Annotated in this window: 13 protein-coding genes; 1 reads left to right on the top strand and 12 read right to left on the bottom strand. The window is 57.2% G+C overall.

The window, feature by feature from the left end:
* Positions 1 to 31 precede the first annotated feature (31 nt).
* A complete protein-coding gene (locus GNT65_RS15090) occupies positions 32 to 1,405 on the bottom strand; it encodes a DUF4397 domain-containing protein (protein WP_160797656.1) in 1,374 nt (457 codons plus the stop codon).
* A 304-nt stretch (positions 1,406 to 1,709) separates the two neighbouring features.
* Between GNT65_RS15090 and GNT65_RS15085 the strand changes: the two genes are divergently transcribed.
* Positions 1,710 to 2,303, top strand: coding sequence for an FMN-dependent NADH-azoreductase (locus tag GNT65_RS15085; protein WP_160797654.1), 594 nt, complete (start codon positions 1,710 to 1,712; stop codon positions 2,301 to 2,303).
* A 167-nt stretch (positions 2,304 to 2,470) separates the two neighbouring features.
* On the opposite strand, the gene GNT65_RS15080 is transcribed toward GNT65_RS15085, so the two are convergent.
* The 11 genes from GNT65_RS15080 to GNT65_RS15030 form a co-directional block, all read right to left on the bottom strand.
* A complete protein-coding gene (locus GNT65_RS15080; RefSeq protein WP_160797652.1) occupies positions 2,471 to 2,656 on the bottom strand; it encodes a hypothetical protein in 186 nt (61 codons plus the stop codon).
* Positions 2,649 to 2,987 (bottom strand): rhodanese-like domain-containing protein, encoded by a 339-nt coding sequence (locus GNT65_RS15075; RefSeq protein ID WP_160797650.1) that lies wholly within the window; start codon positions 2,985 to 2,987, stop codon positions 2,649 to 2,651. The genes GNT65_RS15080 and GNT65_RS15075 overlap by 8 nt, the downstream gene beginning before the upstream one ends.
* Before the next feature lie 99 nt (positions 2,988 to 3,086).
* The gene (locus GNT65_RS15070) at positions 3,087 to 3,542 is read right to left on the bottom strand and encodes a GNAT family N-acetyltransferase (protein WP_160797648.1); all 456 of its coding nucleotides are present in this window, start codon (positions 3,540 to 3,542) and stop codon (positions 3,087 to 3,089) included.
* Between the two features lie 117 nt (positions 3,543 to 3,659).
* Positions 3,660 to 4,901 (bottom strand): beta-ketoacyl-ACP synthase, encoded by a 1,242-nt coding sequence (locus GNT65_RS15065; protein ID WP_160797646.1) that lies wholly within the window; start codon positions 4,899 to 4,901, stop codon positions 3,660 to 3,662.
* Positions 4,901 to 5,626 (bottom strand): 3-ketoacyl-ACP reductase FabG2, encoded by a 726-nt coding sequence (locus tag GNT65_RS15060; protein WP_160797644.1) that lies wholly within the window; start codon positions 5,624 to 5,626, stop codon positions 4,901 to 4,903. Before GNT65_RS15060 ends, GNT65_RS15065 begins: the two co-directional genes overlap by 1 nt.
* Positions 5,623 to 6,126, bottom strand: coding sequence for a hotdog family protein (locus GNT65_RS15055; protein ID WP_181006318.1), 504 nt, complete (start codon positions 6,124 to 6,126; stop codon positions 5,623 to 5,625). Before GNT65_RS15055 ends, GNT65_RS15060 begins: the two co-directional genes overlap by 4 nt.
* A 71-nt stretch (positions 6,127 to 6,197) precedes the next feature.
* On the bottom strand, positions 6,198 to 7,433 hold the full coding sequence (locus tag GNT65_RS15050) for a beta-ketoacyl-[acyl-carrier-protein] synthase family protein (RefSeq protein WP_160797640.1): 1,236 nt from the start codon (positions 7,431 to 7,433) through the stop codon (positions 6,198 to 6,200).
* A gap of 32 nt (positions 7,434 to 7,465) precedes the next feature.
* Positions 7,466 to 8,038 (bottom strand): DUF3261 domain-containing protein, encoded by a 573-nt coding sequence (locus GNT65_RS15045; RefSeq protein ID WP_160797638.1) that lies wholly within the window; start codon positions 8,036 to 8,038, stop codon positions 7,466 to 7,468.
* Complete coding sequence (locus tag GNT65_RS15040; protein ID WP_160797636.1) at positions 8,029 to 9,288, bottom strand: NAD(P)/FAD-dependent oxidoreductase; 1,260 nt, start codon at positions 9,286 to 9,288, stop codon at positions 8,029 to 8,031. Before GNT65_RS15040 ends, GNT65_RS15045 begins: the two co-directional genes overlap by 10 nt.
* Positions 9,285 to 11,831 (bottom strand): MMPL family transporter, encoded by a 2,547-nt coding sequence (locus tag GNT65_RS15035; RefSeq protein ID WP_160797634.1) that lies wholly within the window; start codon positions 11,829 to 11,831, stop codon positions 9,285 to 9,287. The genes GNT65_RS15040 and GNT65_RS15035 overlap by 4 nt, the downstream gene beginning before the upstream one ends.
* A complete protein-coding gene (locus tag GNT65_RS15030; RefSeq protein ID WP_160797632.1) occupies positions 11,828 to 12,478 on the bottom strand; it encodes an outer membrane lipoprotein carrier protein LolA in 651 nt (216 codons plus the stop codon). The genes GNT65_RS15035 and GNT65_RS15030 overlap by 4 nt, the downstream gene beginning before the upstream one ends.
* Positions 12,479 to 12,510 lie beyond the last annotated feature (32 nt).

Below are 12,510 nucleotides of genomic sequence, written 5' to 3'. Positions count from 1 at the left end.
TTGGTATTGCTCGTGAAAGCCGGTGTTTTTCCTACATTTCGGTGACAAAATCATCCATGAGGATCACGCCAAGTGGAGTGCCGCCGCCCACTGCATCGACAGCGGCCACGCCATAGATGCCACCTGCGGCGAGATTAATATCGAGTGGACCTATGGCGACTGTCTTGCTTCCCGTTGGGGTGACGCTGACCACATAGTTTCCTGGGGCCACCGACAAGCTTCCCGATGCCGCCATGAAGGGAATATCGCTCAATGCGGGTGTAGCGGACGAGATATCGGCATCCTGGGTGAGATAGATATCCACATTACCGGCGGAATAGCTAGCGTGGGCAATATTTAATTTGGCCTCGGTCGCGACGCGCCGACCCGCTTCCATGACCACCCAAGGCTTGATATCCATGTCGGCCAGGGAGCCTGTTGCCAATACGCTGTAAATTTGCCCTTTCTCCAGGGTAAGAGCGGCTTCATCGATAACTACCACGCTATTGTCCGCATCGGCTGCGACGGTTACCGTGTGGGCGCCATCGGCGACATTCAGGTAGTCGGTTACCGCCGCGAAGCTCAGCATGTCGACAGCCGGCGTTGCGGCTCCATCGACAAATATATCCACCGCAGGTGCGTCTGCTACCGCATGAATCACACGCACATCGCTACCGCTCATCTTATCGAGCAGCAGAGCCTGCTGGTCAGCCAGAGCCACCAACAAGGCAACGGGAGCGTCGCCGCTCCAGGCATTGGAAATGGCGGTAATCAAGTAGTCGGTATCGGCCATCAGGGGAACAGTACCCGAGTCGAAGACGGGTGTTTTATCTCCCGATCCGGTGATACGGATCTGGTAGTCACTGGCGGGGACTTCCAGCTGGGTGCTGGCATCTAGGTAGTTAGCCGAGAGCGTTGGGGCAGTATTGCTGATATCTGCGCCGGGCGCGGTGACATACACATCGACCAGGCCTACGTCAGATGCGCCGTGCAAAACCTGAACGCGGGCATAGCCTGCGGCGATATCGTCACTGACATTGGCCACGAGTTTGAGTTGCAATGTGTCGTCGCTAACCTTACCCAACGCGACGGCCGTATATTCCATGTCGGCGGAAAGATCTAGGTCTGCGCTGAGCACCTCGAGTAAAGAACCGTCGGCTATCTGTGCATCGACACCTATGTCATATAGGCCGACAGGGACAGTGAGGAAACCACTCGACATACCATAGTCAACATCGGCAACCAGTTGGGTATCGTTAGCTGTCACATTCACCTCGGGGGCATCTATGCCAGCATGGATGACACGCACCTTGGTTTCAGCGACAGGCGCGGGCGCCATGTTGATTACATCATCCGAATCATCACTGTTACAGGCGGTGAGGCCCAGTATGGCGCCTAGCATGAGCGCCGAATAGATCTTATTCATCTGCTTATCCTTAATGAGGGTTGAGTTCCTTTGCGTTACGAGCAGAGAAGCTCAAAGGATCATAACGACAGCGTTTTACGAGAGACTTGTTCTTTGATTCTGATGCCAACCTTTTATTAATCAATTGATTATATTTTCTGTGGTCTGGATCGATCGTTATATCAGCAAAGGGTTAGCGCTTTCTAATTATCTACCTTTCGTTTATTTAGAACGTATTTACGTATTTTATGCGCTTATCTTTCGTTTTAATGCCGGATAAACTGGCCTCAATTGGTTGTAACAGAGATTTGAATTGGAGCAGATTATGGCAAAAGTACTGGTATTGAAATCAAGCATCTTAGGGGACTACTCACAATCGGCTAAGCTGATCGACCACCTGCAACAGCATTGGCAGGGTCAGGGCGCCGAGGTGACGTTCAGGGATTTGGCGGCCCAGCCACTGCCTGTACTCGATGGCGAGATCGCCATGGGGCTACGTGGTGGTGACGAGCTGAGCCCGCGTCAACAGGAGGTGTTGGCCCTGTCAGACGAGTTGGTGGCCGAGTTGAAGGCGCACGATACCCTAGTGATCGCCGCTCCTATGTATAACTTCAGCATTCCGACCCAGCTGAAAAACTGGATCGATCTGGTGGCCCGTGCCGGCGTGACCTTCACCTATACAGAGACGGGCCCTAAAGGCTTGGTAGAAGGTAAGCGTGCGGTCTTGGTAACCACTCGCGGTGGCGTACATAAGAATGGTGCGAGCGACCACGTGGTGCCTTACCTCAAGACAGTGCTTGGCTTTATCGGTATCGACGAGGTAGAGACCGTCTACGGCGAGGCCCTTAACATGGGTCCAGAAGCGAATGAGCAGGGGATTAGCCAGGCCAAGCAGAGCATAGAGCAGCTGGTAGCTTAAGTTTTTCGGGTGCTAGTTGCCCATGGTTTTCATCGTCAACCACATTTAACCCATCTCTAGGTTGAGGCGCTCACATCGGTGAGCGCCTTTTTTTATTTAGGTAGCGGCTATCTCGTTAAGGGCTATCTCGTTAAGGGCTATCTAGCAAAGGGCTATTGAGCTGACGATTATTGCGCCAGCTCGCATAGGGTGCACTCTTCGCTCTGCTGACTGGTTTCTATATAACGCACCCTGTGGCGCCCATGGGTACGATTGGCGCTGAACTGGTATCTGGGCCTGGGCGTCTCTGGTGCCGAATGTTTAGTCTGAGGCATCCCCTGCTCGGCTTTGAGCCCTGCTTGGGTATTAGTCATTGGCAGCACTTTGTGGCTGATAGCAGAGCAGATCTTTGAGGGCGCCGCCGTTGATGGCACAGCTAAAGCCGTTGGCCCTTAAGATGTCGCAGCCCTTCTGGGCACGGATCCCCGCGCCGCAGTAGAGTACGAATGGGGTCTGCTTATCGCTGTGCTGGGTCAGCCACTGGGCCAGTTGATCCAGCGGAACGTTGAGCGCATTTGGCAGGTGGCCGCCGGCATATTCCTGGGGGGGGCGTACATCGATAACCTGTACGCCCTGTTCGATCAGCTGCCAGCATTGCTCGGCGGGATGGCTGCCAGATAGCTTGGCTAAGAGAGATTGAAACATGGTCTGCCCTTTCACTTAGAGTTTACTTGATAAGATTTTATTCAATAAGACTATTCTAATTGAGGGCTAAACGCAAGTTAAGGGCAAACCAGTTTTATGTTAGAGGCGCTTGGTCATGAAGACGCTGTTGGGATCGTTCTGGTAGCGGCCGAAGGGGGCGCATTCCGCGAAACCAAATTTTTGGTACAGGCGCCGTGCCGGGAGAAAGAAGCCCATGCTGCCGGTTTCCAGGCTGAGGCGCGTCATCCCATTTTGGGCGGCGTCTGCCTGAAGATGGTGCAAGATCCGCTCGCCTATGCCTCGTTGGCGATAGTAGTTGGCGACCCGCATCGATTTGAGTTCGCCATGCTCGGGCGAGAGGCGTTTGATGGCGCCGCAGCCGCAGAGACGGTCGGCCTCCCACAGGGTCCAGAATCTAATATCGTCTTGTTTTAATTCGTTTAAATCTAACGCGTGCACACTCTCTGGCGGCGAGGTGGCATACATATCTTCCAGGTGTTGTTCCAGCATCTTGACGACGCTGGCGTGGCTGACGACTCCGAGCACAAATTGCATCTTAAGCTCCATCTTGTAATTAAGGAGCTTAAGCTTCAGCAAAGCCTATGCCAGCCAGATATGCTCGCCCCAGGTTCTATATCCCTGTAGCGAGCATAGCTGGCGGCCATCTTTGGATTAGTCTTGCCAGCGCTTGAAGATCAGCGAGGTATTGATACCGCCGAAGGCGAAGTTGTTGCTCATCACATAGTCGGTAGTGAGCTTACGAACCTCATCCTTGATGTAGTCCAGTTGGCCACAGGCGGGATCGATATTCTTGAGGTTGAGGGTGGGAGCAAACCAGCCGGCATTCATCATCTCGACGCTGAGCCAGGCCTCCAGTGCACCGCACGCGCCCAAGGTATGGCCTGTGTAGCTCTTGAGGGAAGATATGGGCATGCGCTCGCCAAACACCGCCTGGGTGGCCTGGGTCTCGGCGATATCGCCGCGATCCGTGGCTGTGCCATGGGCATTGACATAGCCTATCTTGTCGGCATCCAGGTCGGCATCTTTCAGGGCCAGGCGGATCGCCACCTCCATGGTCTCGGCGTTAGGCTGAGTGACATGCAGGCCATCGGAATTAGTGCCGAAGCCCACTAGCTCGGCGTAGATCTTGGCGCCGCGGGCCTTGGCGTGTTCCAGTTCTTCAAGTATCAGGGTGCAGGCGCCTTCGCCGATCACCAGGCCGTCCCTGTCGCGATCGAAGGGGCTTGGGGTCTCGCTTGGGGTGTCATTTTTGGTGCTGGTGGCAAACAGGGTGTCGAACACCACGGCCTCTGTGGGGCACAGCTCCTCGGCGCCGCCCGCCAGCATGAGATCTTGCTGACCATACTTGATCGCCTCATAGGCGTAGCCTATGCCCTGGCTGCCCGAGGTACAGGCGCTGCTGGTGGTGTGCACCCGGCCCTTGAGGCCGAAGAAGACACCGACGTTGACTGCCGTGGTATGGGCCATCATGCGGATATAGCTGGTAGCCGTGACCCCGGACATGTCGCCATCTTTGAGCATGTCGCCGAAGGCGATGATGGGATCCGTACTGCCGGTGGAGGAGCCATAGGCGATACCCATGGCGCCAGAGGTCACTATGGGATCGTCCAGTAAGCCTGCATCCATTAGCGCCTTCTCGCTGGCCCAGGCGGCCATGACAGAGACACGTCCCATGGAGCGGATCTTCTTGCGCGAATAATGGCTCGGGCGCTCAAAGTCTGTGACGGGCGCGGCCAGTCGAGTGTTGAGACCGTCGAACCTGTCCCACTCGTCTATGCGCTGGACGCAATTTTGCTTGGTCTGCAGGCGCTGGGCGATGCTGGGCCAGTCGTGACCCAGGGCGGTGACGCCGCCGGCGCCGGTGATCACTACGCGTCGAGTCTTGTTATTCATCAGATCATGCCACCATTTACCGAGATCACCTGACGTGTGATGTAGGCCGCGTCGTCAGACATGAGGAAGTTGGCCAGGCCGGCGATCTCCGAGGCCTTGCCCATGCGGCGCATAGGTACCAGCTCCTTGACCATCTCCTGGGGGAATTCGCTCACCATGTCTGTCTCTATCAGCCCGGGTGCGATGCAGTTGACCGTGATCTTACGCTTGGCCAGCTCCAGACTCAGGGCCTTGGTGGCGCCTATGATGCCCGCCTTGGAGGCACTGTAGTTAACCTGACCACGGTTACCCGCGATGCCTGAGACGGATGCCATGGTGATGATGCGCCCGCCTTGGCGTGACTGGATCATCGGCATGGTGCAGGGATGGATAACGTTGTAGAAACCATCCAGGTTGGTATGGATCACCCCGTCCCACTCCTCGTCGCTCATGGCGGGAAAGGCGGTGTCTCGGGTGATTCCGGCGTTGAGCACCACACCATAGTAGGCGCCGTGCTGTTCGATATCGGCCTCGATGGCAGCTTTGACGCCGGCGCGGTCGGCCACGTCGAACTGCAGGCGGCTCACCTTGGTGCCTAATGCCTCGAGTTCTGCCTGGGTTGCATCGGCCGCGGCCTGATTGCTGTGGAAATGCAGGGCGATATCATAGCCTGCCCCGGCCAGCTTGAGGGCGATGGCCTTGCCGATGCCACGGCTGGCACCTGTGATCAATACACGTTTATTCATCTTGTTTTCTCTTCTTCTGTACCCGCCTGGCTCTCCAAGATATAGGCCTGGGTGTCTTGAGGCTGGAATACATTGACATTAGCCTCTGCCACAAGTTGATTGTTGTGGAATATTTTACAATCAAATACCGCCAAACCGTTATCTTCCTGATAGAGGCGGCTGACTCGAGTCTGGTAGCGCTCGCCGAGCCTATAGGCGGGGATTGCGAATGTTAATTTGCGGGTGCCGAGCAGGAAGCCGACACGGATGGGCTCGCCCCGGGCGCTGGCCTCAAGGCCTGCGAGGGCGGCGATGCTCTGGGCCATATACTCTATGCCCACATAGTTGGGCACAGACTGGCTGGTGGCATCGAAATAGGCGCTGTCTGTGCTTATGCTCACCTCGGTGAGCAGGGTGTCTGGGGCCTGCTCGAGTAGCTTGTCGATCAAGATCATAGGTGCGCGGTGAGGCAGCACTTGCTCCAGCGGGATCTCGGTGAGGGACGTGTTTGTCTGTGACATGACTTGTGGCTCAGACTTAGCTTGTGAATCAGACATAGTAAGTGACTCAGGCTGTATTTCTTGGGTTGACATTATCGCTTGGCTCCCCGGCAGAAGATGACGCTGGCATTGCTGCCGCCAAAGGCAAAGGAGTTACTCATGACATATTCGAGCCCGCTATTCTCTAGCCGGCCATTCTTGAGTCTAGAGCTGTCGGCGCCAGGAGCCTGACCCTGTGATACGAAGGGCAGTGCCGGATTGTCGTCATCCCACTGGCCGTCCCCCACCTGAGGCGGCAGCCCTTGCTCTCGATTAAGAGCCGAGAGCAGCAGCAGGCAGAAGGCCGCCTCCAAGGCGCCGGCTGCGCCTAAGGCATGGCCGGTGAGCGGCTTGGTGGAGCTGACCGGCGGCAGCTGCTCGCCGAACACCTTGAGCAGGGCGCGACTCTCCATGGCATCATTTTTCATGGTCGCCGTGCCGTGCAGGTTGATGTAGCCCACCTGTGACGGGGCGATGGCTGCATCCTTGAGCGCCATCTCGATGGCCGCCACGGCTCCATCGCCCTCTGGATGGGGCGATGAGATATGGTGGGCGTCGCTGGACTCCCCTACACCCGCGAGCATCAGCTCGGCCTCGCCCAGGGTTAGGGTAAACAGCGCCGCGCCCTCGCCGATATTGATGCCATCGCGGTTACGGCTAAAGGGCTGGCAATGGGCCTTGGAGACAGATTCCAGCGAGTGGAAACCGTTTAGGGTCAGCTTACACAGGCTGTCGGCGCCACCGACGATCACCATGTCGCAGACACCGGCCAGCAGCAGGCGCTTGGCACTGGCGAATACCTTGGCGCTCGAGGAGCAGGCGGTAGACACAGTGTAACAGGGACCTGTGAGGTTGAAATATTGCTGCAGAAAGTCACAGCTGTTACCCAGCTCCTGCTTGGAGTAGAGGTAGTCGGCGGGCAATACACCATGTTCGGCGCGGTAGGCCAGCGCCTTCTCGCCCCTGGCGATACCCGAGGTGCTGGTGCCTAGGACGATACCTATGCGATCCGCGCCGTATTGGGTCTTGGCCTTTTCGACCGCCGGGGCGAGCTGCTCTGCGGCGCGCTGAAGTAATTGATTGTTGCGACAGTCGAACCTTTGTAATTCGGGCGCTATGCTCGGCAACTCTGTGGTGACCATTCCCACCAAAACCTGGCTGTCAGGGATCAGGTCGTCACGCCACGCCATGCCCTGGGTATCGCCATCGAGCAGGTGGCGTAAGACGGTCTGGGGATCGTCGCCCAATGGGGTGCATAATCCTAGGTGGGTGATTGCTATCTGTGTCATCGTGTCCGTTCTTTTGGCTATTAGGCTCTGGTTTACTCTAGCGGCTGGATGTTCAGCGTCAGCTGCGCCTGGTGAAACTCCAGCGTCACCTCGGCTGTCCAGGGGCTCGTCCGGCTATAGCGGATATCCATGATTGTCTCGCCATCGCTAGCATATAATCTTCTGCAATAGGCTGCATCACAGGCGTAGGCGGCCAGTGTCGCTCCCTGTAAATGGCGATTTACATCCTCTGGCTGCCAGTATATCAATTGCAGCAGCCCAAGGAGATACTCGGCCTTAAATTGATCGCCCAATAGGACGCTCTGCTCGCTGGTCAGCCGCTGGCCATCATAGCTGAGGGTAAATAGTGGCTGGCCTAATGGTGCCAGCCCCACCAGGGTCAGCGACTCGGGCATCAGATCCAGCTGACTCAGCAGCTGATGCCTGGCCTGTTTCACCTTGAGTTTGACCAATTGGCTCTGACTGACGGGCGCCGACTCTGGCAGAGGTGCCAGACAGTAGTCGACCTCTTGGGCCAGTGCCATACAGGTCTGCCTGTCCAGCTTGTGGGCGCAGGCGCTAAGTAGCAGCGCGGCGCAGATGAATAGGCTCACCCTTAACGGCATAGCTCGACCACCATGTTGAGACGACGCTCGGATTCAGTCACGAAAGGGTTGTTCTCATCCCAGGCGTAGCCGGCCAGGATAGAGCAGATCATCTGCTTAATCTTAGGGTTGGGATTCTGATAGAAGATCACATCCTGGAAGCGACCATCGTACCAGGCCTGCACATAGGTTCTGAAGGTATCGACGCCGCGCATCAGCGGCTGGGCATATTCCGCCTGCCAGTCGACCACCTCACCATTGAGTTGTTTCACGACACATTTAGCCGCAATTGAGGCTGATTGCATCGCGATAGTGACGCCAGAGGAGAACACGGGATCGAGAAATTCACCTGCGTTGCCTAATAGGGCAAATTTTTCGTTGGCCAGGGTGCTGACGTTGGCCGAGTAGCCAGCCAGCTTGGCGGGCTCGCGTATTATCTCGGCGCGGCTGAGTAGCTGCTTGAGGCGCGGCTCTTCCCGCACCAGACGTATTAGTGTGGCCTCGAGATCGGCATCTTCCCCCAGCAGGTGAGGCTCGCCCACCACGCCTAGCGAGCAGCGGCCGTTGCTGAAGGGGATCAGCCAGTACCAGATGTCGCGATTATCCGGGTGGACGCTGATCAATATCTTGTTGCGATCGAAGTGGTAGTCGCCCATGTCGACGCTGTCGATATTGTCCTGGATATGGGTAAATATCGCCGTGCGGTTGGGTAGGTTGGATGGACGCTCCAGATCCAGTAACCGAGGCAGCACCCGGCCGAAACCGCTGGCATCCAGCAGGTAGTCGGCGCTCAACTCATAGCTTTGCCCTTGTTCATCGCTGATGGTGAGCCTGGGTTGATGGCTGAGATCCACGGTATCGACGCACTGGCCATAACGAATCTCGACCCCTTGGCTGACGGCAGTATCGGCCAGCAGCTTGTCGAAGTCGCCACGCTCGACCTGAAAGGTGGTGCCCGGCCCTGGGGTGAACTTGTCGGTAAAGTCGAAGTAGGTCGAGCGGCCATTGGCGTTGAAGGCCGCGCCGTTTTTGAATTGATACCCCGCCTGATTGACGGCATCGAGCATATTGGCCTCGGCAATCACCTGCATGCAGCAGGGCAGCAGGCTCTCGCCGATGGAGAAACGCGGGAAGTGCTGCTTCTCCAAGACTAAGACACGCTTACCCTGTTGATGCAGCAGGCTGGCGGCAACGCTCCCCGAGGGGCCGGCACCTATCACTATCACATCATAATGGTCCGTCTGAGCGGCTGTTTGCGCGAATGGGGTCACTTATCAATCCTTGTTAATGTGTGAATAAAGGGGGAGAGCACGAAAGTAAGGCCTATCCCCAGGAGTAATGTCAGGCCGAAATAGTGGATGGCCGGTGTCTGGCTGAAGGCCAGCAGGCCGAAGGCCATCAGGGTCGAACAGGCAGACATGAATACCGCCATCATCACGCCTTCGCCTCTATGGCTCTCGGCGAAAAAAAGGCTGTAGTCGACGCCTATACCAAAGACCAATATCAGCGCCAGGGCATGGAACAGGGTCAGCGGTGAACCGGCTAGGCCAAGCCCCGCCAGGGTGAGTAGTGCCGCCAGGGCGGGCACTGCCGTGATCCATAGGGCCATCTTGAGGCCGAATCGCAGCGAGAAGATGAGCCCTGCGACGACAAGTGCCAGGCCTAGCAGGCTCAGGGTCAGGCTGCGATACTTGGCCATCACATCCGAGATATCCTGTACCTTATCGACCAAGGTCACGCCAGTTAATGGGGCGACCGCCTGGGTTAAGGCGTGAAGATCTGTGATGCCGCCCAGCAGGACAATTGCGCCGTATGTGGCGTCGTCACTGTCAGAGGTTTCATTGCTCGTCTTTTCTTGAATTTGACCTTGAGTATCAGCCACATCGGGGGCCAGCCATAGAGGAGCGAACAGTTCACCGGCCCGGGAGGCGAAGAAATTGTCTGGGGTGATGGCCTCATTGGCGCTGGCCTCGAAGCTTGCCATCAGGACTGGAGCTAAGTCTTCGTCCAGTCCCAGGCGCGCTAACACCTGGGGCAGCTTGTGATAGATCTCCCCCTGCAGGCGATAGGCCTCTTGCTGGCTTGCCTGACTAGGCAGGTAGCGGGCCAGATTAACTGAGTTGCCTAGCACGTCCTGATGTTGCAATGAGGCGAGTGTGGGCGACAACGCCTCGAGCCGTGTCAGCAGCTTCTCTGCGCTCTCTGCCCGCACTAGGATAAACTGGTTATCTGTGCCGCCGCTCATCACCTGGCGCAGTCGCTGCTCGCCCTGGGTGACGCTAAGAGGACTCTGCTGCAGGGCACGAATATCATCGTTCACCCCGAGTCTATTCAGGCCAAATATAGCAGCCAGCAGCAGGCCGAGGGTGAGGATTATGCCCTTGACCCCATTGATGGGCCGCGCAATGGCCTGCATGGCACTGAGATAACGCGCCGCCAGGCCGAGCGCGCGGTCGCCGGGTCTCATGGCGCTGCTTGCCAGCTTTGGATAGGCGAAGATCAGTGTCAGGTAAGCGCCCAATAGACCGGCGGCGCAAAATACTGCGACCTGCTGCATGCCGGGAAACGGTGTCAGGCCAATGGCGAGGTAGGCGATGACTGTGGTGAGCAGTGCCAGGCTGGCGGCTGGAAACACGCGGGCTACAGCGTCGGTCGCGGTTATCCCTGTGGTAGGAGTGGTTGCAGTCGTTTCCTTCAGTCCGTCGTGTTCAGTTGCCCCTGAATCTGCTTTTTGGCTTTGCAGCCGCTCGCAATAGAAGTGAAAGCTGTAGTCTATGGCGATCCCTATCAGGCTGGTACCAAATACCAGGGTGAGCAGGTGAACCTGGGTGAAGATCCACAGGGTCGCACTCAGGGCAAACACTAGGCTGGTAGCTATGGTCAACGCGGCTATGGTCAGAGGCATGATAGAGCGAAACGCCAGCCATACCAGCAGGATGACGCCGATCAGCGAGGCAAGCCCCAGGCTGGAGACCTCTCTCTTCGCCTGTGTTGTTGCCGCCGAAGCGTGAAACAGGGCGCCACCTTTTAGCACGCTCACTTTCTGCTCAGACCCAAGACTTTTCTGCATCTGGCTTATCGCGCCTTCTAGTCTGCTTAACTGTAGCTCCTGCGCCTTAGGGTTGAAGGCGCTGCCGACTCCCTGAGCCATGACGATGGCGACGCTGCTTCCTTGTGTGTCTTTGTTTGAGGAGGTTCGATCGGTAGCTTTCAGGGCTAATTCCTGGCCCACCAGAATGCCGTCGACCACCTTGAGGCGGCGTTGTGGCGAGAGCTGTTTCAGTAGCTCGGGGTAGAGCAGTAGCGGATCTTGGCTCAGCAGTTGGCTGTTGGCGTAGCCGAAGGCATTGTAGAGCTGGGCAAGCGTATTAGCCTCCAACTCAGCTAATTGTCCACTGGCGAGTAGGCTTTTCTGCTGCGCGGTGAGCAGGTGAAAGCGATAGGGAAAATAGAAGCGGTTGAGGGCCTGTGCCCCTTGCATATCGGCGCTCTGCACCTGGCTAAAGGCCTCGGGTGCGCTATGGAGTGCACTCAGCAGTTGCTTGGCGCCTTTGATTGCGGTGGCCTGATCTGGGCTGACGACCCCCAGGTAGATGCGATTGGCCAGCTGTTGCTCGACCCTGTCTATCGCCCTCTGAGTCAGGGGATCTTCCTGTATCTTGGGGAGCATGGCCAGGATGTCACTCTGTACCCCTGCGCCGCGGCTCATTGCCTGGGCTGCCAACAGCGCCATGGCGGCCAGCAGCACCAGCCAGAAAGTCAGGCGGATATTGGCTGAGAGGCGACCCAGGCGGTCGCTGAGTCTGAGGATCATCTCGCCTCTGTCGCGGGGCGAGGGTCTGAGTCGAGCCTGAAGTAGGCTAACTCATCTGCGGTCAGCGGTCGCTGTGCTAGGGCGTTAAACTCGATGATGCTGAGATCGCCGCGGTTGTCCAGCAGGCTGAGAGACTCGAGCCCCTCGCTTCCCTGTAGCACTATGCGTGGCATTGCCTGCTTGACGAGGGGATCTATCGGCTCCAGGCCTAACTGCCAGCAATCTGCTTGCTGTAACAGGTGTAGGGTAAACTGCGCCTGCAGTGGGGCGAGATCGCCGCTTAGCAGCGCGCTCATCAGGTTAGGCATCATCTGTGCCATGGCCCCGGCTTGAGGATTGTCATCTGCGTGGCTCACCTGACGGTTGCCGTCGGCATCTATCTGTACCAGGGTGTTTTGCGTCAGCACCAGGCCAGATGGGAAGGGCGCTGTCTGTAGCCAGGCGATCCCCAGCTTGTCCTGAAACAGGAACTCGCCCCGGCTCACCAGCGGCTTCTTCAGCACCTTTAGGTAGCGGGATTGGGTAAACTCGCCCCTTGCCGACTCACCGCCGCCCAGGCGGGTCACCAGCTTGGATAGGCCTGCATTATCCGCTGGTGCGTTAAAAAGTGCCTCATAGTCGGTTGATTGTTCTGCATGAGTTACCAAGCTAACGAGACTAAGTAAGCTAACTAAACTCA

It is taken from the genome of Shewanella insulae, assembly GCF_009831655.1.
In the GTDB taxonomy this organism is placed as follows: domain Bacteria; phylum Pseudomonadota; class Gammaproteobacteria; order Enterobacterales; family Shewanellaceae; genus Shewanella; species Shewanella insulae.
This window is presented reverse-complemented; position numbering and strand designations above follow the sequence as displayed.